The 18,631-nt window shown below is 68.8% G+C and carries 16 protein-coding genes; 10 read left to right on the top strand and 6 right to left on the bottom strand.

The genetic code is table 11. The features are described from left to right. Window positions 1–28 precede the first annotated feature (28 nt). A complete protein-coding gene (locus B5D37_RS09475) occupies window positions 29–2,443 on the bottom strand; it encodes a DUF1631 family protein (protein WP_078758488.1) in 2,415 nt (804 codons plus the stop codon). Between the two features lie 108 nt (window positions 2,444–2,551). Between B5D37_RS09475 and B5D37_RS09470 the strand changes: the two genes are divergently transcribed. From B5D37_RS09470 to B5D37_RS09460, 3 genes are read left to right on the top strand one after another with little or no spacing between them, the layout of a single operon-like run. Further along, entirely contained in the window at window positions 2,552–3,148 is a 597-nt protein-coding gene (locus B5D37_RS09470; RefSeq protein ID WP_078758487.1) for a nitroreductase family protein, read from the top strand. Then, window positions 3,136–4,089: a 5'-3' exonuclease gene (locus B5D37_RS09465; protein ID WP_078758486.1), complete on the top strand. Its 954-nt coding sequence runs from the start codon at window positions 3,136–3,138 to the stop codon at window positions 4,087–4,089. The genes B5D37_RS09470 and B5D37_RS09465 overlap by 13 nt, the downstream gene beginning before the upstream one ends. 32 nt (window positions 4,090–4,121) lie before the next feature. After that, window positions 4,122–4,682, top strand: a complete 561-nt coding sequence (locus B5D37_RS09460; protein WP_078758485.1) for an NUDIX hydrolase — start codon at window positions 4,122–4,124, stop codon at window positions 4,680–4,682. A 32-nt stretch (window positions 4,683–4,714) separates the two neighbouring features. Here B5D37_RS09460 and pip read toward each other — a convergent pair whose 3' ends face one another. The 3 genes from pip to B5D37_RS09445 form a co-directional block, all read right to left on the bottom strand. Then, on the bottom strand, window positions 4,715–5,656 hold the full coding sequence (gene pip / locus B5D37_RS09455; protein ID WP_078758484.1) for a prolyl aminopeptidase: 942 nt from the start codon (window positions 5,654–5,656) through the stop codon (window positions 4,715–4,717). A gap of 68 nt (window positions 5,657–5,724) precedes the next feature. Beyond that, the gene (gene prmC, locus B5D37_RS09450; protein WP_078758523.1) at window positions 5,725–6,549 is read right to left on the bottom strand and encodes a peptide chain release factor N(5)-glutamine methyltransferase; all 825 of its coding nucleotides are present in this window, start codon (window positions 6,547–6,549) and stop codon (window positions 5,725–5,727) included. Between the two features lie 55 nt (window positions 6,550–6,604). Next, window positions 6,605–9,388 (bottom strand): M1 family metallopeptidase, encoded by a 2,784-nt coding sequence (locus B5D37_RS09445; RefSeq protein ID WP_078758483.1) that lies wholly within the window; start codon window positions 9,386–9,388, stop codon window positions 6,605–6,607. Between the two features lie 220 nt (window positions 9,389–9,608). On the opposite strand from B5D37_RS09445, the gene ahpC reads away from it, so the two are divergent. The 3 genes from ahpC (at window position 9,609) to B5D37_RS09430 (ending at window position 12,961) form a co-directional block, all read left to right on the top strand. Then, a complete protein-coding gene (gene ahpC, locus B5D37_RS09440) occupies window positions 9,609–10,172 on the top strand; it encodes an alkyl hydroperoxide reductase subunit C (RefSeq protein WP_078758482.1) in 564 nt (187 codons plus the stop codon). 211 nt (window positions 10,173–10,383) lie between these two features. Next, the gene (ahpF, locus tag B5D37_RS09435; RefSeq protein ID WP_078758481.1) at window positions 10,384–11,967 is read left to right on the top strand and encodes an alkyl hydroperoxide reductase subunit F; all 1,584 of its coding nucleotides are present in this window, start codon (window positions 10,384–10,386) and stop codon (window positions 11,965–11,967) included. Window positions 11,968–12,043: 76 nt separating this feature from the next. Next, window positions 12,044–12,961: a LysR substrate-binding domain-containing protein gene (locus B5D37_RS09430; protein ID WP_078758480.1), complete on the top strand. Its 918-nt coding sequence runs from the start codon at window positions 12,044–12,046 to the stop codon at window positions 12,959–12,961. Between the two features lie 131 nt (window positions 12,962–13,092). Here B5D37_RS09430 and B5D37_RS09425 read toward each other — a convergent pair whose 3' ends face one another. Continuing rightward, window positions 13,093–13,371, bottom strand: coding sequence for a putative signal transducing protein (locus B5D37_RS09425; protein WP_078758479.1), 279 nt, complete (start codon window positions 13,369–13,371; stop codon window positions 13,093–13,095). Between the two features lie 177 nt (window positions 13,372–13,548). Here B5D37_RS09425 and B5D37_RS09420 point away from each other — a divergent pair, with 177 nt between their 5' ends. The 4 genes from B5D37_RS09420 to rlmM are packed head-to-tail and all read left to right on the top strand — an operon-like array spanning window position 13,549 to window position 17,420. After that, complete coding sequence (locus tag B5D37_RS09420) at window positions 13,549–15,303, top strand: glutamine--tRNA ligase/YqeY domain fusion protein (protein ID WP_078758522.1); 1,755 nt, start codon at window positions 13,549–13,551, stop codon at window positions 15,301–15,303. A 29-nt stretch (window positions 15,304–15,332) separates the two neighbouring features. Next, window positions 15,333–15,770 carry a hypothetical protein gene (locus B5D37_RS09415; RefSeq protein WP_078758478.1) on the top strand — a complete coding sequence of 146 codons (438 nt, stop codon included), beginning with the start codon at window positions 15,333–15,335 and terminating at the stop codon, window positions 15,768–15,770. Continuing rightward, window positions 15,770–16,345: a nucleoside deaminase gene (locus tag B5D37_RS09410; protein ID WP_078758477.1), complete on the top strand. Its 576-nt coding sequence runs from the start codon at window positions 15,770–15,772 to the stop codon at window positions 16,343–16,345. The genes B5D37_RS09415 and B5D37_RS09410 overlap by 1 nt, the downstream gene beginning before the upstream one ends. 1 nt (window position 16,346) lies before the next feature. Then, entirely contained in the window at window positions 16,347–17,420 is a 1,074-nt protein-coding gene (gene rlmM / locus B5D37_RS09405; RefSeq protein WP_143814242.1) for a 23S rRNA (cytidine(2498)-2'-O)-methyltransferase RlmM, read from the top strand. 15 nt (window positions 17,421–17,435) lie between these two features. Here rlmM and B5D37_RS09400 read toward each other — a convergent pair whose 3' ends face one another. Next, on the bottom strand, window positions 17,436–18,626 hold the full coding sequence (locus B5D37_RS09400) for an FAD-dependent oxidoreductase (RefSeq protein ID WP_078758475.1): 1,191 nt from the start codon (window positions 18,624–18,626) through the stop codon (window positions 17,436–17,438). Between the last annotated feature and the right edge of the window lie 5 nt (window positions 18,627–18,631).

The raw sequence follows: 18,631 nt of genomic DNA, 5'->3' as shown, positions 1-18,631 counted from the left end.
AATGACCGCACGGGATGCGACGCGATGCTCAGTGGTGGCCCACTGCACGGTCCAGTTGCCCGCGCACATGCTGCATCGCCTGCTCGAACGGGGTGGGCTCGCAGCCCAGCTGCAGGCGTCCTGCCGCCGAGAGCACGGCCAGTTCCTCCGCCGACGCAACCAGCACGCGCACGCCGCGACGGTTGACCAGCAAGCGGCGGGAAGTCAGCGGACTGGCCCAGGCCACCTTCACCGCGGAAGTCTCACCGTCGAGATCCGTGAGCTGCAACCACTCGCCGACCTCCAGGTCGCGCATGCGGTCGGCCACGGCCGGATCGAAGCGCAGCGTGTCGGTACCACCGGCAAGCCACAGGCCCTTCTCGTCCTCCTCCTCATCGGAGGTGTCGGAAGTCGGCGCCTCGTATAGCTTGCGGGGCGCATCGGGATAAACGAGCCCCTTCACCAGCACGGCCAGCCCATGTTCTGCGGCGGTGTGGTCCAGCCCCGAGCTGGCGAGGCAGGCGACGATGGCCGGCTCGAGCGCCAGCAAACGACGCGCCAGCTCGCCACCACGGGCCTCGGCCGCGACCCGGTCCGCCGCGACGATCGCGTCGCCCAGCGCCTTGGCTTCGGTCAGGCGGGGACTGTCGGCGCCTTCGCGCAGCAGTACCTGCACCAGGTGGTGGCGCCAGGAGGTCATCAGGAAATCGGCGACCGCATGGCTCAGGGGCGGTGCCGCCAGCCGCGTGGCAAGCATCGTGTCGGCCTGGTCGCGAGCGAGGTTCAGGCGTTCGCGCCCGTAGGTCGCCTTGGCGGCACGCTCGGCCTGCAGCTCGATGCGCCGGCGCTGCTGTTGCAGCAACGCGTCGAGCTCCGCATGCGCGGTCTCGAAGATCGCAAGGTCCTCGTTGTACTCGGCCACGACCCGTTGCGAGACCGCGGCCGCGCGGTCGAGCAGTTCCCGCTCCTGCGAAGTCTCGCCGCGGTTGCCGGCGCAGGCCTCTGTGATCGCATCGATCAGGCGCCGGGCCGGATGGGCCGGCCGGACGAACATGTCCTGGTCGGTCAGTGCCACCTTGACGATCGGCAGCACCAGGCGCGCATACAGGCGTCGCGCCCGATCCTGCAGCTGGTGGCTCTGGAACAGGGAATCGAACAGCAATGCGACCAGGTCGATCGCATCCTCCTCGTCCAGGCTGAAGCGGATGCCTTCCGGATCGAGCCCGAGCCGGCGGGAGCCGTCGCTGAGCTGTTCGCGGATCACCCCGGCCAGGCGGCCGCTGCCTGCCAGGGCCCGTGCGAATACGTCGGAGGGTTCCGCCTGCAGCAGCGAGGCGACGCTGACGACCTCGTCCACGCGCATCTCGCGTCGGTCAGCGGACACAGGTTGCGGGACCTGGCCGGGAGCAGGCATCGGGCCGGCGGCACCACGCAACACGCCCTCCCGCCACGCGTGGAGCATGTTGCGCAGCTCCACCAGTTCGGCAGGCGTCGGAGCCGAAGCCCCGGGAGCGGAGTCAAAGCCCGGTTGTTGCGGAGCGGCGGCATCACCACCGCCCGGTGCTCCAGCCGCCGAAGCTCCACGCTGATCACCCGCGGCATTTCCGTGGCCAGGTGCCACGGCGCCACTCGCACCCGGGCCAACGCCGGCACCACCCGCAGGGCCATGGCCGCCGGCCGCGTCCGCGCCGCTCCAGCCCGGACCCGCCGGGCCCGTGGTGTCCGCGGGGGCAGACGGAAAGCGCGGCTCGACCAGCTCGTGATGGGACACCGGCGGCACTTCCGGCCGCGGCGCGGGTGCCTGCGTACCCGGCACGGCGGTGCCGTATCCGCTGCTTGCCAGCAGCGTGTTCACCTGTTCGTAGAGGTTGCCGAGAACCTTCGCCAGTTCCTGCTCGTATTGCCGGAACAACTGCCCGCGGAGGGCCTCCGGCACCTGCTCGCCGCTGAGCGTGTCCACGAAGGACGAGACCAGCCGCTCCGGGCCCACCGGGTTCTCCGGCGGCTCCAGCCCGAGCACGGCCGACAGCACCTTCAACCGGCCCGCCATGGCCTCCAGCGGCTCGGCGTGGATCTTCTCGAAAACCTGGACCAGCGTCTGCCCGGCCAGGTGCAGGTCCAGTTGTCCCTCGTCCACCAGTCCGAGCGGCAGCTCACGCCGGGCGCGGCCGCCTTGTGGCCGGAAACTGTCGAAGCCGGACCCGACGTTCTGGCGGAAGCGCATGACGTGGGCGGCGTGATGCTGCTTCAGCACCCACAGCGCGGCCTGGTTCTGGTACAGGACCTGCGAAGCCCGCGGATCCATGTTGCTGTTGGCCGCGGCCTCCAGCGCCCGCTCAACCGCCGGGTACAGGCTGCCCGGCAACCCGCCGAGTTGCTCGAGCGCGAGGCGCTTGATCTCCTCCAGGACCCGGGTGGGATCCTTGCGTGTGGCTTGGGCGGTGCCGAGCGGTTGGATGGGCACGTCTGTCTACCTGGCAGGTGTCACGTGATGTCGCCCTCGAGGGGACGCATAGCGCAGCATAGTGGCAAGATGGGTCAGCATTCCTGCAGGCTCTCCATCTTGTGACCGATGTCTCCCATTGATTCCGTTGCGCGCGCGAACGCGGGCCTTTCCAGCCTCGACACGCGCCGTTCGGTGCCGTACACGCAACTGAAGGCGCCGGCTCCCGACCAGCCGACCCTGGCCCGGCTGCTCCGCTCCGCCACCCGCGTCCCTGACCATGGTCGCCGCGAACCATTCCGCTTCATCGCCATCCGTGGCGACGCCCTGCGCGCGTTCGGGGAGCGCCTTGCGAACCTGCACCAGGCGGCGGATCCCGATGCCTCGGCTTCGGCACTCGAAAAAGATCGCGACCGCTATCGCCACGCGCCCCTGGTGGTCGTGGCGATCGCCCGCTTGGGAGCCGATCCGAAGATTCCGGAAACCGAGCGCCTGCTCACGGCCGGCTGCACCTGCTTCGCTTTGCTGCAGGCGGCCCAGGCGCTGGGCTACGGTGGCTGCTGGCTGACCGGCTGGGCGGCATACGATGCGGGTGTCGCATCGATGCTCGGGCTGGCGCAGGACGAACGCATCATCGGCTTCATCCATCTCGGGACCCCCTGCATCGAGGTGCCCGAACGTGAGCGTCCGGACCCGGCGAACCTGCTCTCGGAATGGGCGCCATGATGCCGGCGCCGGCTGGCATCCACCCCGACGCCCCGCGCCGCACGCTGTACCTGGTCGATGCCAGCCTCTACGTGTTCCGCGCATGGCACTCGATGCCCGACGAATTCCGCGACGCCGAGGGGTGGCCGACCAACGCGGTGCATGGCTTCGCCCGGTTCCTGCTGGAACTGCTTGACCGCACCCGCCCCCAGCACATCGCCATCGCCTTCGATGAAGCGCTCGACTCCTGCTTCCGCAATGCGCTGTATCCCGCCTACAAGGCCAATCGCGAGCCTGCACCCGATGAGCTGCGCCGCCAGTTCGCGCACTGCCGTGCCTTGTGCGTCGCACTCGGGCTGTGCGTGCTGGGGCATCGCGAATACGAGGCCGACGACCTGATCGGCAGCGCCTGCATCGGCGCACGCGGCCACGGCTTCAAGGCGGTCATCGTCTCGGCCGACAAGGACCTCTCGCAGTTGCTCGGCGAGCACGATGAACAATGGGATTTCGCCCGTGGGCAGCGCTGGGGCGCCGCCGGCGTACCCGCCCGCCACGGCGTCGCGGCGACACAGATCGCCGACTACCTGGCGCTGACCGGGGACGCGGTGGACAACATCCCCGGCGTGCCTGGTATCGGGGCCAAGACGGCCGCTGCGTTGCTGGCGTACTTCGGCAGCCTGGACGCGCTACTGGAACGGGTCGAAGAGGTGCCCTACCTGCGCCTGCGGGGTGCGGCTGCGTGTGCGGCCAGGCTGCGTGCGCACCGCGAGCAGGCCCTGCTGTGCCGGCAACTCGCGACGATCGCCTGCGACGTGCCGCTCCTCGGCGCCGACACCCACTTCGTCCGCTCCACGGCGGATGGCGGTGCACTGGCAGGGTTGTGCGACAGCCTGCGCTTCGGCCCGATGACGCGCCGGCGGCTGTTCAACGCCGCCGGTCTCGAGTTCGCACCGGCCGCTTGACCTGCCGCCTCCTGCAACGCCCCACGGTTACGATGGCACGCATGAACGACGACACCCCTGAGATCCTCTACGACGGCGACTGGCTGCGCATGGTCCGGCGCGGCCAATGGGAATACGCCGAGCGCACCCATGGCAATGGCATGGCCGTGATCATCATCGCGGTCACGCCCGATGACGAAGTGCTGTTCGTCGAGCAGTACAGGGTTCCGCTGGGGGCACGCACCATCGAAATGCCGGCCGGCCTGGTCGGCGACGACCTCGCCGAGGACACCTTCGAGATCGCCGCCCGGCGAGAGCTGGTTGAGGAGACCGGCTGGAAACCGGGGCGGGTGGACGTACTGCTGATCGGGCCGACGTCTTCGGGGATGAGCAGCGAGCGCATCGCCTTCGTGCGGGCCCGGGACCTGGTCAAGGTCGGCGACGGCGGCGGCGTGGACAACGAGGAGATCGTGGTCCACACCGTGCCGCGCAAGCAGGCGCCTGCCTGGCTGATGCAGAAGCAGCGCGAGGGCTTCGAGATGGACCTGAAGCTGTGGGCGGGGCTGTGGATGGTCGACCACGACCCGGACGGCTCCCCCGCGCCGGGCTACTGAGGCGCGGGCGACGCGCCCCGGCAGGAAGGGCTTCAGGCGAAGCGATCGGTCGCGCTCACCAGCGCATCCACGTTCTCCGCCTCGAACGCGGAGTGGCCGGACGTCGGCGTGATGGCCAGCTCGGCCTTCGGCCAGGCCTTGTGCAGGTCCCACGCGTTCTGCACCGGACACACCACGTCGTAGCGCCCGTGCACGATCACGCCCGGGATCGATGCGATGCGCTCGGCATCGCGCAACAGCTGGTCATCGACCTCGAAGAAGCCGCTGTTGACGAAGTAGTGGTTCTCGATACGCGCGAACGCCAGGGCGAACCGGGGATCCTCGTGGCTGCTGGCGAAGTCCTCGTCGATGTGCAGGAAGCTGGTCGCGCCTTCCCATACGCTCCAGGCCTTGGCGGCCGCCAGGCGCTCGTTTTCGTCGTCGCTGGTGAGGCGGCGGTGGAAGGCGCTGATGAGGTCGTGCCGCTCGGTCACCGGGATCGGCTTCAGGTAGTGCTCCCAGGCTTCCGGGAACAGGCGGTTGGCGCCCTCCTGGTAGAACCATTCCAGCTCCCATCGGCGCAGCATGAAGATGCCGCGCAGCACCAGCTCCGTCACGCGCCGGGGGTGCGATTCGGCGTAGGCGAGCGCGAGCGTGGAGCCCCAGCTGCCGCCGAATACCTGCCACTGCTCGATATCGAGCTTCACGCGCAGCTTCTCGATGTCCTCGACCAGGTGCCAGGTGGTGTTGTCGACCAGGTCGGCATGCGGCGTGGAGCGGCCGCTGCCGCGCTGGTCGAACAGCACGATGCGGTACTTCTCCGGGTCGTGGAAGCGACGCATCTTGCTGCTGCAACCGCCGCCGGGGCCGCCGTGCAACAGGACCACCGGCTTGCCGTCGGGGTTGCCGCACTGCTCGTAGTACAGCGTGTGGCGCTCGTCGACGTCGATGCTGCCGGTGTCGTACGGCTCGATCTCGGGATAGAGGGTGCGCATGGCGGCTCTCGGATGGAAAGCAGCAAATTCTAACGAGCGACCCGTTAACCCGCAGCCTCCGCCGGCGGTCAGCCGCCGTTCCGGCCGAGGGTGACGCGATCGCGGGCTTCGAGGTCCCGCACTGTCTCCACCTCATGCAGCCCTGCGTCCTCGAACAGCGCGCGTACGGCTTCGCCCTGGTCCCATCCGTGTTCGACCAGCAGCCAGCCACGCGGCGACAGATGCGCAGGCGCTTCGCGGGCGATCACCCGGATCGCGTCCAGACCGTCGCAGCCGGAAACCAATGCGCTCGAGGGCTCGAAGCGAAGGTCGCCCCGGCCAAGGTGCGGGTCGTCGTCCCGGATGTAGGGCGGGTTGCTGGCGATGAGCTCGTATCGCTCTCCGGCAAGCGGTGCGAGCCAGTCGCCGAGGCGGAAGGTGACGTTGTCCAGCCCGAGTGCCCGGGCATTGGCGGACGCCACCTCCAGAGCGCCTGCACTGGCATCGGTGGCGACCACGTGGGCATCGGGACGCTCGTGGGCCAACGCCAGGGCGATCGCGCCACTGCCGGTACCGAGATCCGCCACCCGGCACGGGACACTGACTGGAAGTCGCCCAAGCGCCAGCTCGACCAGCAATTCAGTCTCGGGCCTCGGGATCAGCGTCGCCGGTTCCACCTGCAGGTCGAAGCGCCAGAACCCGCGCCGGCCGGTGAGGTAGGCGACCGGCTCGCCTGCCTTCCGGCGCGCCAGCAGCTGGGCGAAGCGTGCTACCACCGCCTCGCCAATCTCGTCGTCGCCGTGCGCGTACAGCCAACTACGCGGGCGACCGAGCACGTGCGCCAGCAACAGCTCCGCCTCGCCGGGATCGAGGCCGGTGCGGGCATCACGGAGAAGGGCATCCAGGCGCGGCATCGGATCGCATGGGTAGTCGGGGGCGGCCATCCTACGCCGTGATGCCGGAGGGCGGTCAGTAGCTGATCGGTTGCCCCTGCCGTGCATCCTTGGCTGCCGCGCACAGCGCAATCGCTTCAGCGGTCTGCTTCAGGTCGAGCGGGCCGCCCTCGATGGTCGACATCCGTTCGCCGAACCGCTGCTGCAGCGCCTCGGCTTCCCCGACGCTGCACATGCCGGCGGCATACGCACTGGCGATGGCCGACCCCCCGGGTGCGAGCTTCGCCTGCAACGCGTCGTAGTTGGTTTCCAGCCAGTCGCGCAGGGCGGGCCGGTTGCCCGACTCCCCGGCCTGGCTGAAGACCACGTAGTAGATCTCGTTGAGCCTCAGCAGGCCCGGCTCCAGAACAAAACCGCGCGCTCGCTCGGCAAGCGCCGGATCGGTCACGCTGCCCATCGCGGAGAGCAACTCGCGCCGCAGCACGGCGTCCTGGCTGGCGCGCAGGTGCTCCTCGGCAAGGTCGAAGGCAGCCTGGCCGCCCTCTTGCACCGCCACCGACAACGCCGTTCCACGCTGGTCCCGGGAGGTCGCGTCGGGATCCAGTGCCCCGCCGGTCCCCAGCCCCAGGACCGCGTCCCCGCGTTCCTTCAGGACCGACCGCACCGCCGCATCCCCCAGCGTATCCGCGAAATAACCGATCAGGCCGCTTCGCAACAGGCGGTCGTCATCGCTCTCGCCTTGCCGCGGCACCATGCCCAGCGCCTGCAGGCGCGGGCGGTAGACGTCGGCAACGTGGGCCCGCAGGGCGGCACGTCCGCTTTCGTCGGCCAGCAGGTGTTCTTCGATCCACTCGACCTCGCCCATGCCGGCGGTGGCGGTCTGGCGTGCATCGGCGGTGGCGAAACGGGGCAGTGCCGCGAGCATCTGCGAAACGGTCAGTTCACCCGAGCCATAGGCGGCGGTGACCGAGTCGGCATAGACGCGCTGCTCCCGTTCGTCGAGTTGCTCAAAGGCGGCCGAGACCGCCTCCTGCCACTGTGGTGCCAGTGCGAAGCGGTAGTACCCGGCTCCGTGGGCGTTGGGCATCACCCATGCCGGGCACGACTGCGCCTGCTCCAACGCGAACCTCGCCCGGTCACCCGCGACCAGCCCGCACTGCTCTTGAACATCGCCATCGGCCGCATAGCGCACGCACATCGGGATACCCCACGTCTGCGCGGCGTCCGCCGAGGAGCCGATCGGCAGGTATCGCTGCTGTTGCAGCACCAGCGCCGGGCTGTCGCCCTCATCGCAATCGACATCGACCTTGACCATCGGCACCCCGGGCTGGTCGATGAAATCGAGGAAGGCGTCCTTGACCCGTTCCGGCTCGTTGCTCTGCGCGGCGATGGCGTCGATCAGGTCGGTGCTGGTCGCGTTGCCGCGCTCGTTGGCGCGCAGGTACTGGCGCACGCCGTCGCGGAAGCGCTCTTCGCCGACGTAGTTTTCGAACATCGACAGGACCGCCCCGCCCTTCTGGTAGGTGATGCCATCGAACGCCGACGAAATTTCGGTGAAGTCGTTGATCGGCTGGTGGATGCGCCGCGTGGAGGCGAGACTGTCCGCGCGCATCGCCCGCAGCCCCCCCTCCAGGATGTTGCGGTCGGTGTGGAAGTCGGGCTGCAGCCGGCCGGTGATTTTGTTGCCCATCCAGGTGGCGAACGCCTCGTTGAGCCAGAGATCGTCCCACCAGGCCATCGTCACCAGGTTGCCGAACCACTGGTGGGCGAGTTCATGGGCACTGACGCCCCAGAATCCCTGCCGCTGGCCGACGGGCGACGCCTCGTCGAGCAGCATCAGCGTGTCGCGGTAAATGACCAGCCCTGCGTTCTCCATCGCGCCGGCACCAAAATCGGGCGCGGCGACGTTGTCCAGCTTGGCGAACGGGTACGCCGCCCCGAAGTAATCCTCCAGTGCGTGCACGATCGCCGGGGTGTGTTCGAGCGAATAGCGCATCCGCTCGCCCTGGCCCTTGGCGGCCACTCCACGCAGCGGAATCGGCGTGTTGCGCGGGCCGTGGGGCGCGATGTCCGGTGCGACGGGCACGTCCCAGGGGCCGACCACGAAGGCCAGCAGGTAGCTCGGCAACGCTTCGGTGCGCCTGAAAGCGACCTTCTTCCAGCCATCGCCCAGCGACTCGCTGGATGTCTCCGGCGCGTTGGCAAGGGCGACGTCATCCTCCGGAACGATCAGGGTGACGTCCCATGGCTGCTTGAAGCTGGGTTCGTCGAACCCCGGGAAGGTACTGCGGGCACCCAGCGGCTCCATCTGCGTCACCACGTAGTCCTCGCCGTCCGGGTTGACCCGGTAGGCGCCCATCAGGTTGCCGTAGGGGGCCTCGAAGTCGATCTCGATGGTGGCAGGACCGGCCGGCAGCGCCTCCGCGGCTGTCAGCCTGAGCACGCCGGAGACATGCACCTGCTTCGCCTCCAGGGGCACCCGGCGGCCAGCGGGCAATACCGCCTCGGCGCGGGAGACGTCGAGGTCGCGGCCGTGCATCCAGACCACATCGGTCGGACGGGCGATGTCGGCGTGGATCGTCGTGGATCCGGAGAAACGCGGCTGGCCCGGATCGAGCTTCAGCTCCAGCTCCACCAGGCTGGGGACCACCGTCCGGGGCAGTGGCCCGGTCGGCACCTCTGCGGAGGCCGTGACGCCTGCGGCGTCCTGGGCGACGGCGGTCGTGGGGCAGGATGCCGTGGCCAGGACGAAGGCAACGGCGCAGGCCAGGTGGCGAATCGGGAGCATGGGCACTTCCTTGATGGGCAACCCGTCGACCTTAGCGCCCCACTGGCGCAACGGACCCATGACGATGGTCATGGCGATGCCGCGACTCCACTCTCCGCCTCGCGACTCCCCGGCTTGATATAGCGGCGTTCCACCACAGATCAGTCGCGACCGCCGCTCAGCCGGCGGCCAGAGCGACCCGTTATAGGCAAGGCCTATCAAATCCATTCCATCAATCGATTTGAATGATTCGATAGGCCGTCCTACGATGTATTCACTTTCTTCCCTCCCTCCAACCCAAGAGGACGACTGCATGTCTCTGATCAATACCGAAATCAAGCCGTTCAAGGCCCAGGCCTTCAAGAATGGCGAATTCAAGGAAGTCTCGGAAGCCGACCTGAAGGGCAAGTGGTCCGTCGTGTTCTTCTACCCGGCCGACTTCACCTTCGTCTGCCCGACCGAGCTGGAAGACCTGGCCGACAAGTACGACGAATTCCAGAAGCTGGGCGTGGAGATCTACAGCGTGTCCACCGACACCCACTTCGCGCACAAGGCCTGGCACGACACCTCCGAAGCCATCAAGAAGATCAAGTACACGATGATCGGCGACCCCACCGGCGCCATCACCCGCAACTTCGAGGTGATGATCGAGGACGTGGGCCTGGCCGACCGCGGTACTTTCGTGATCGACCCGGACGGCAAGATCCAGATCGTCGAGATCAACGCCGGCGGCGTCGGCCGCGATGCCTCCGAGCTGCTGCGCAAGGTCAAGGCGGCCCAGTACGTCGCCGCCCACCCGAACGAGGTCTGCCCGGCCAAGTGGAAGGAAGGCGAGAAGACCCTCGCACCTTCGCTCGACCTGGTCGGCAAGATCTGATCACCCCCTGATCGTTGTGCCATCGCCCGGGCGGCATCGCCCGCCCGGGCATCCCGGCCCCGCCGGGTGCTTGCACCAGCGGCCTGCGCCGTTGCCGGTTTCTCCGGGCTCCCCTCCCACCCCGGCTCCCTCTCCCCCGGCCCAGGCCGCTCCTGCAAGCGCCCTTCCTTCTTCCTCCCCTCCCCCATTCCTTCAGTCCGGAGCCATCGACATGCTCGACGACAACCTCAAGACCCAGCTGACGGCCTATCTCGAGAAGCTCACCCAGCCGATCGAGCTCGTCGCCTCGCTCGACGACAGTGAAAAGTCGCGGGAGCTCGACGGCCTGCTGCGCGACATCGACGCCCTCTCCGAGCGCATCACCCTGCGCCACGACGGCGAAGATGCGCGCAGGCCTTCCTTCGCCATCAACCGCCCGGGCACCGACATCAGCGTCGCGTTTGCCGGCATCCCGATGGGCCACGAGTTCACCTCGCTGGTGCTCGCACTGCTGCAGGTCGGCGGCCACCCAGCAAAGATCACCGAGGAGCTGGCCGACCAGGTCCGCAACCTCGAGGGTGACTACCGCTTCGAGACGTTCATGTCGCTGTCGTGCCAGAGCTGCCCCGACACGGTGCAGGCCCTGAACCTGATGAGCGTGCTGAACTCCAACATCAGCCACGTCGCGATCGACGGCGCCCTGTTCCAGGACGAGGTCGAGGCGCGCGAGGTGATGTCGGTGCCCACCGTGTTCCTCAACGGCGAGATGTTCGACACCGGCCGGATGACCATCGAGCAGGTGGTCGCCAAGCTCGACACCGGCGCCGAGGCGCGCCAGGCCGAACAGATCAAGTCCAAGGAAGCCTTCGACGTGTTGGTGGTCGGCGGTGGCCCGGCCGGCGCCGCGGCGGCGATCTATGCCGCGCGCAAGGGCATTCGCACCGGGGTGGCCGCGGAGCGCTTCGGCGGCCAGGTCCTCGACACCATGGCGATCGAGAATTTCATCTCGGTGGAATACACCGAAGGCCCGAAGTTGGCCGCGGCGCTCGAGCAGCACGTGCGCAACTACGACGTCGACATCATGAACCTGCAGACCGCGCAGAAGCTGGTGCCTGCGAGCGACGCCACCGGCGGGCTGGTCGAGGTGCAGCTGGCCAACGGCGCGACCCTGCGCTCGCGGACGGTGGTGCTGTCCACCGGGGCCCGCTGGCGCCAGGTCAACGTCCCGGGTGAGGACAAGTACCGCAACCGGGGCGTGGCCTACTGCCCGCACTGCGACGGCCCGCTCTACAAGGGCAAGCGCGTGGCCGTGATCGGCGGCGGCAACTCCGGCGTGGAGGCGGCCATCGACCTGGCCGGCATCGTCGAGCACGTCACCCTGGTGGAGTTCGATTCGAAGCTGCGTGCGGACGAGGTCCTGCAGCGCAAGCTGCGCAGCCTGCCCAACGCCACCGTGGTGGTGAGCGCCCAGACCACCGAGATCCTCGGCGATGGCCAGCGCGTCAACGGTCTGGTCTACAAGGACCGCAACAGCGGCGACAGCCACACGGTCGAGCTGGAAGGCGTGTTCGTGCAGATCGGCCTGCTGCCCAACACCGAATGGCTGAAGGGAACGATCGAGCTTTCCGACCGCGGCGAGATCGTGATCGACGACCGTGGCCAGACGTCGCTGCCGGGGGTTTTCGCCGCCGGCGACGCCACCACGGTGCCGTACAAGCAGATCGTGGTGGCGATGGGTGCCGGCTCGACCGCGGCCCTCAGCGCCTTCGACCACCTGATCCGCAGCTCGGCTCCGGCCGAGAAGGCCGCGGCCTGACCAGTGCCCAGGGCACCGGCATCCTCACGGATGCCGGTGTTTTCCGGGCATCGTGCCCGACGGGGAGGAGCGACGCTTGAACCTGCGCGATCTCAAGTACCTCGTGGCCCTCGCCGACCACAAGCATTTCGGCCGGGCGGCGGAGGCAAGCTTCGTCAGCCAGCCGACGCTGTCCACGCAGGTGAAGAAGCTCGAGGAAGAGCTGGGCGTTTCGCTGGTGGAGCGGGCCCCGCGCCGGGTGATGCTGACACCGATCGGCCTGGACATCGCCGAGCGCGCACGCCGGGTGATCGCGGAAGTCGAGCAGATGGCGGAGATCGCGCGGCGCAGCCAGGACCCCGAAGCCGGCAGCGTGCGGCTCGGCGTGTTTCCCACGCTCGCACCCTACCTGCTGCCGCACGTCCTCCCGGGTGTCCGGCAGCGCTTTCCGCGGCTCGAGCTGCTGCTGGTCGAGGAGAAGACGGACGCCATCCTGTCGCGGCTGCGGGAAGGACGGCTGGACGCCGGGATCCTCGCCCTGCCTCTGCATGACGACCAGTTGCACGTCGAGCCGCTGTTCGACGAGCCGTTCATGCTCGCGGTGCCGTCCGGCCACGCATTGGCGGGACAGGAGAGCCTCGGCCTGGACCAGCTCGACGACCAGCACCTCCTCCTGCTGGAAGAAGGCCATTGCCTGCGCGACCAGGCGCTGGATGTGTGCCGGCTGGCCGGCGCCGACGAGCGCGACGGCTTCCGTGCCACCAGCCTGGAGACGTTGCGCCAGATGGTCGCCGCCGGGGTGGGCATCACCCTGTTGCCGGTGCTGTCGGTGCAGCCACCCGTACCGCCCTCCAAGGACGTGTCACTGCTTTCGTTCCAGGGCGACCCGCCGCACCGCCGCATCGCGATGGTCTGGCGCAAGACCTCGGCGATGGATGCGTTCCTGCAGCAGCTGGCCGCCGAGTTCCGCAAGCTGCCGACCGACCTGCTGCAGCCTCCGCACCCCGCTCCCTGAAGCCACAGCTCTTGTAGGAGCGGCTTCAGCCGCGATCCAGACCCGCAACCGCACGACATTTCCACGGGTCGCGGCTGAAGCCGCTCCTACAGTGCGGGTTCGACGCGAGCGGTGTATCGCGGCCCTCCGGATCAGGCGCCGAACACCATCCCCGCTTCACCGTCCCCTTCGGCGCCCTCTTCGGGCGCAGCTCCGCTCGCCGGCCCGAGCCCGACCGACTCCACCACCTCGCGCGCCTGCGGCCAGACGATTTCCGGCACGCACACCTGGACCACGCCGAACAGCGGCAGCTCGCCCATCCCGCCCACCAGGGCCTCGCCCTTCAGGTAGACCGGTATTTCGGCGGCCTCCAGGGCATGCCGGATCAGGTGCGCATCCATGATGTTGGCGGCTTCGTAGACGACTTTCATTGGCGCTCCACTATTGGCGCTGCAGGCGACGGTGCAGCGGGTCGGCGGCGGCAGGGGATCGATGCCGGAAACGGGTGCAGCTTAGCCCTCGGCTGCTGCACGCCGCGCGAACGGGGCAGAACGCGCCACACCCGCTAAACTGCCGCCTTTCCCCCATTCGCAGCGATGCCGCACAGCATGTCCGATCCGACCGCCCCCGTCGCAACCCCGGCCGATGCACCCGCCAGGCAGGATTTCATCCGCCAGATCGTCCGCGACGACCTGGCCGGCGGCCGGCACCGGGCGATCAAGACCCGGTTCCCGCCCGAGCCCAACGGCTACCTGCACATCGGCCACGCCAAGGCGATCTGCCTGGACTTCGGCATCGCCCGCGAGTTCGGCGGCGTGTGCAACCTGCGGCTGGACGACACCAACCCGGCCAAGGAGGACCCGGAGTATGTCGCGGCGATCCAGGAGGACGTGCGCTGGCTCGGCTTCGAGTGGAACGAGCTGCGCCACGCATCGGACTACTTCGAGGTGTTCTACCTGGCGGCCGAGAAGCTGATCCGGCAGGGCGATGCCTTCGTCTGCGACCTCAGCGCCGAGCAGGTGCGCGAGTACCGCGGCACGCTGACCGAGCCCGGGCGCCCGTCGCCGTTCCGCGACCGCAGCGTCGAGGAGAACCTCGACCTGTTCCGCCGCATGCGTGCCGGCGAGTTCGCCGACGGCAGCCATACGCTGCGCGCGAAGATCGACATGGCGAGCGGCAACATCAACCTGCGCGACCCCGCCCTGTACCGGGTCAAGAAGGTGCCGCACCAGAACACCGGCGATGCCTGGCCGATCTACCCGATGTACGACTTCGCCCATTCGCTGAGCGACGCGATCGAGGGCATCACCCATTCGCTGTGCACGCTGGAGTTCGAGGACCACCGCCCGCTGTACGACTGGTGCGTGGACAAGGTGGATCTGGCGCACTCTCCCGAGCTGCTGGAACCGCTGACCAGCAAGGGCCTGCCGTTCGAGGCCAGCAAGCCGCGGCAGATCGAGTTTTCGCGGGCCAACCTCAACTACACGGTGATGAGCAAGCGCAAGCTGATGGCGCTGGTGCAGGCCGGGCTGGTGGATGGCTGGAACGACCCACGCATGCCGACCCTGCAGGGCATCCGCCGCCGCGGCTATACGCCGGCGTCGCTGCGGCTGTTCGCCGAGCGGCTGGGCGTGAGCAAGCAGAACTCGCTGATCGACTTCTCGGTGCTGGAGGGCTGCCTGCGCGAAGATCTGGACGCCGTTGCCCCGCGGCGCATGGCCGTGGTCGAGCCGCTGAAGCTGGTGATCACCAACCTGCCCGACGACCACTCCGAGTCGCTCACCTTCCCGAACCACCCGAAGGACGAGCACCAGGGCACGCGCGAGGTGCCGTTTTCCAACCAGCTGTGGATCGAACGCGACGACTTCGCAGAAGTGCCGCCGAAGGGCTTCAAGCGGCTGGTGCCGGGCGGTGAGGTGCGGCTGCGCGGTGCCGGCATTGTGCGCTGCGACGAGGTGGTCAAGGACGACGCCGGCAACATCGTCGAACTGCGCGGCACGCTCGATCCGGAATCCCGTCCCGGCATGGAAGGCGCCAACCGCAAGATCAAGGGCACCATCCACTGGGTCAGCGCCCGCGACGCCATCACCGCCGAAGTCCGGCTGTACGACCGCCTGTTCTCGGTGCCCGATCCGGACCGTGGCGAGGACGAGGGCAAGACCTACCAGGACTACCTGAACCCCGATTCCCGGCGCACCGTCACCGCCAGGCTGGAGCCGTCGCTGCGTGAGGCGCGACCGGAGGCGTCGTACCAGTTCGAGCGCCTCGGTTATTTCGTCGCCGACCGACACGACCATGCACCGGGCACACCGGTGTTCAACCGCAGCGTCACCCTGCGTGACACCTGGGCCAGCAAGACTTGATCGACCCGCCCACTACCCGGAGACCGGCCATGCCCATCCACACCTCCCGCACCCGCACGCTCCGACAGCTCGCCCTGATGCTCTCGACGAGCCTGCTGCTGGCGCTGGCGGCCTGCGCCGCGCCGTCGGCCACCAACGGCCAGTCGGCGCCTGACGCGGTCGCCCAACCTGCCGCGCCCGGTGGATCAGACACTGCCCCCGCCCAGCCGGATCCGCAGCCCGCCGGCGCACCGGTGAAGCTCGACCTGTCCTGCGGCAGCGATGCCGACTGCACCGTCAAGAACGTCGGCAACTGTTGTGGCGAGTACCCCGCCTGCGTCAACGTCGACAGCCCGACCGATCCGGCCGCGGTGCAGGCCGAGTGCGAGCGCACCGGCCGCATGTCGACCTGTGGTTTCCCCGCGATCACCAGCTGCCAGTGCGTGCAGGGTGAGTGCAAGGGCAGCAACCAGGCCTTGCTCCCGTAATGCTGTATGCTCAGGTCCACCTGACGCTGCCGGCGTGGGTACACGAGGCGGTGGATACCTCGCGCACCTGGCCCGGTGACGAAGCGAAGATGTCGCTGGCCATCGACCTGGCGCGGCGCAACGTCGAAGCCCGCAGCGGCGGACCTTTCGGGGCCGTGGTGTTCGGACCCGACGACCGCGTCATCGCCGTGGGCGTGAACCGGGTGCTGCCGCAGTCGTGTTCGGTGGCCCATGCCGAGACCATGGCCTTCATGCTTGCGCAGCAGCGCACCCAGCGCCCACGGCTCAACGAGCTGGAGCCGGGGGTATCGGCCGGGCCGGTCACCCTGGCCACGTCGGCGCAACCCTGCTGCCAGTGTTACGGCGCCAGCTTCTGGGCCGGCATCGACCGCATGCTGATCGGTGCCCGCAGCGAGGATGTCGAATCCTTGACCGAATTCGACGAAGGCCCCCTGCCCGCGGACTGGATCGGCGAGCTGCGCAACCGCGGCATCGAGGTGGTGCGGGACATCCAGCGGGACCAGGCGCGGGCGGTACTGCAGGACTACGGCATGCATGGCGGGAGTGCCTACTGACATGGCCGATGCACTGTTCTGCTGGTGCCGGGCGGGCTTCGAACCGGAACTCGCCGCCGAACTCACCGAGCGGGCCGCGCTTGCCGGCCACTCCGGCTATGCACGTGCCGAGCGCGGCTCAGGCTTCGTCGAATTCATCGCCGAGGACGCGGTTGCACTGTCACGGGCGCTGCCGCTCGAGCGGCTGGTATTCGCCCGCCAGAAGCTGCTGCGCATCGCCGACCTGCGGGGGCTCGATGCGACCGACCGCATCACGCCGATCATGCAGGCACTGGAGTCGCACGCCGCAACCGGCCCCTACGGCGACTTGTGGGTGGAGCATCCGGATTCCGACACCGGCAAACCGCTGGCGGGTCTGGCCCGCAGCTTCGGCAACGCCCTGCGCCCGGTGCTGCGCAAGGCGGGATACCTGTCTTCGAAGGAAGACACACGCCTGCCCCGCCTCCACGTGGCTTTCCTCGGCGGGCACCACGTCGTGCTCGCCAGCAGCGATCCGCGCGACAGCTCGCCCTGGCCCCTCGGGATCCCGCGGCTGAAGGCCCACCCCGATGCCCCCAGCCGCTCGGCGCTGAAGCTCGAAGAGGCGCTGCTCACGCTGCTGGACGAGGAAGAGCGATCACAACTGCTGCGCGACAACATGCAGGCCGCGGACCTGGGCGCAGCGCCGGGCGGCTGGACCTGGGTGCTGGTGCGGCACGGCATGAAGGTCACCGCGGTCGACAACGGCCCGATGCGCCAGCAGTTGCTGGATGGCGGCCGCGTCGACCACCTGCGCGCCGACGGGTTCCAGTGGCAACCGCGACGCCGGCTCGACTGGATGGTCTGCGACATGGTCGAACAACCCCGCCGTGTCGCCGAACGCATGGCGACGTGGTTCCGCGAGGACTGGTGCCGCTACGCGGTCTTCAACCTGAAGCTGCCGATGAAGAAGCGCTGGGAAGAAACGCGCATCTGCCTTGAGGGATTCGAGCAGCAGGCGCACCGGCCGCTCGAGATCCGGGCGCGCCAGTTGTTCCATGACCGCGAGGAGATCACCGTGTTCGCGCGCCCGAAAGCCAAGGGCGACAGGAACTAGCGGGGAAGTCCGTGCCTACAGCCCGGCGGCGCGACGCCACAGCGCACGGGTCAGCATCGACATGCGTCCCGCCAGCCCGAGCAGGTGTCCGCGCAGCAACGTCGGCGCGAGCAGGTCGTTGGAGAACGCGGCGTTCAATGCCTCGAAGGTCCCTGCAGCCACCGCGCTTTCGCTCTTGCGGGCGCGGGCCCAGCGTTGTAGGCGCGCAGGCGCACCCGGGTCGCCCACGCCTCCGTCCGCGCCCAGCGCCTGCTGGAGTGCGGCCACGTCACGCAGGCCCAGGTTGACGCCCTGGCCGGCCAATGGGTGCACCACGTGGGCCGCATCCCCGACCAGCACCAGCCGGCCTTGCCGCTGCGTGGAGGCGAGTTGCCGGCGCAACGGAAACGCGGCCCGCCTCGACACCGCCAGCAGCGGCCCCAATGGCCCGTCGAACGCGCGGTCCAGCTCGCCGAGGAAAGCGCTGTCGTCGAGCGCCGCCATGCGCTCCGCCTCCGTCTCGGGCAGGGTCCAGACGATCGAACTCCGGTGCCTTCCTTCTGCGGCAGGCGTGAACGGCAGGAATGCCAGCGGCCCCGTCGGCAGGAAGCGCTGCCAGCAGGTGGACTGGTGCGGGCGCTCGTGTTCGACGAACGCGACCAGGCCGCGCTGTCCGTAGTCACGGGTGGGCGCGTCTATCCTGGCGAGCTGCCGCAGTTGCGATTCTGCACCATCGGCCGCGACGACCAGGCGCGCGCGCAAGCGGGTGCCGGATTCGAGGCCGACACTGGCGCCACTGTCGTCCTGGCTGAACTCCTGCACGCGGTCGGGACACAGGATGGTCACGCCGGCTGCCGGGAGTGCCTTCCACAACCGGTCGACCAGCAGCGCGTTCTCGACAATCCAACCCAGCTCGAGCCGTCCCAGGCGGTCGGCATCGAATGCCAGCTCACCGCCACCGGCGGCATCCCATACCCGCATACACCTGTAGGGCTGGCTGCGCGCGGACTCGATGGCGCTCCAGACGCCCAGCCGGTCCAGCAAGGCGGCGTTGTCGGGGGCGAAGGCGTAGACACGCAGGTCCGGCGTGGCTGCATCCCAGGAAGGCGGCTCGCGGCCTTCCACCAGCACCACGCGCAGCCCTTCCCTGGCGAGTGCAAGTGCAGTGGCCGCGCCGACCACGCCGGCCCCCACCACCGCGACATCGAAGCTGGTTGTACGGCTCACACTCC

This window comes from Lysobacter spongiicola DSM 21749 (genome assembly GCF_900167055.1).
Lineage (GTDB): Bacteria > Pseudomonadota > Gammaproteobacteria > Xanthomonadales > Xanthomonadaceae > Novilysobacter > Novilysobacter spongiicola.
Note: the sequence above shows the minus strand (reverse complement) of the source record. Positions and strands in the feature narration are given on the sequence as shown.

Bases quoted from the DNA above. Each gene is read 5' to 3' on its own strand.
- B5D37_RS09470 (WP_078758487.1), top strand. From the start codon at position 2,552: ATGTCTCCCATTGATTCCGTTGCGCGCGCGAACGCGGGCCTTTCCAGC.
- B5D37_RS09465 (WP_078758486.1), top strand. From the start codon at position 3,136: ATGGGCGCCATGATGCCGGCGCCGGCTGGCATCCACCCCGACGCCCCG.
- B5D37_RS09460 (WP_078758485.1), top strand. From the start codon at position 4,122: ATGGCACGCATGAACGACGACACCCCTGAGATCCTCTACGACGGCGAC.
- pip (WP_078758484.1), bottom strand. From the start codon at position 5,656: ATGCGCACCCTCTATCCCGAGATCGAGCCGTACGACACCGGCAGCATC.
- prmC (WP_078758523.1), bottom strand. From the start codon at position 6,549: ATGCCGCGCCTGGATGCCCTTCTCCGTGATGCCCGCACCGGCCTCGAT.
- B5D37_RS09445 (WP_078758483.1), bottom strand. From the start codon at position 9,388: ATGACCATCGTCATGGGTCCGTTGCGCCAGTGGGGCGCTAAGGTCGAC.
- ahpC (WP_078758482.1), top strand. From the start codon at position 9,609: ATGTCTCTGATCAATACCGAAATCAAGCCGTTCAAGGCCCAGGCCTTC.
- ahpF (WP_078758481.1), top strand. From the start codon at position 10,384: ATGCTCGACGACAACCTCAAGACCCAGCTGACGGCCTATCTCGAGAAG.
- B5D37_RS09425 (WP_078758479.1), bottom strand. From the start codon at position 13,371: ATGAAAGTCGTCTACGAAGCCGCCAACATCATGGATGCGCACCTGATC.
- B5D37_RS09420 (WP_078758522.1), top strand. From the start codon at position 13,549: ATGTCCGATCCGACCGCCCCCGTCGCAACCCCGGCCGATGCACCCGCC.
- B5D37_RS09415 (WP_078758478.1), top strand. From the start codon at position 15,333: ATGCCCATCCACACCTCCCGCACCCGCACGCTCCGACAGCTCGCCCTG.
- B5D37_RS09410 (WP_078758477.1), top strand. From the start codon at position 15,770: ATGCTGTATGCTCAGGTCCACCTGACGCTGCCGGCGTGGGTACACGAG.
- rlmM (WP_143814242.1), top strand. From the start codon at position 16,347: ATGGCCGATGCACTGTTCTGCTGGTGCCGGGCGGGCTTCGAACCGGAA.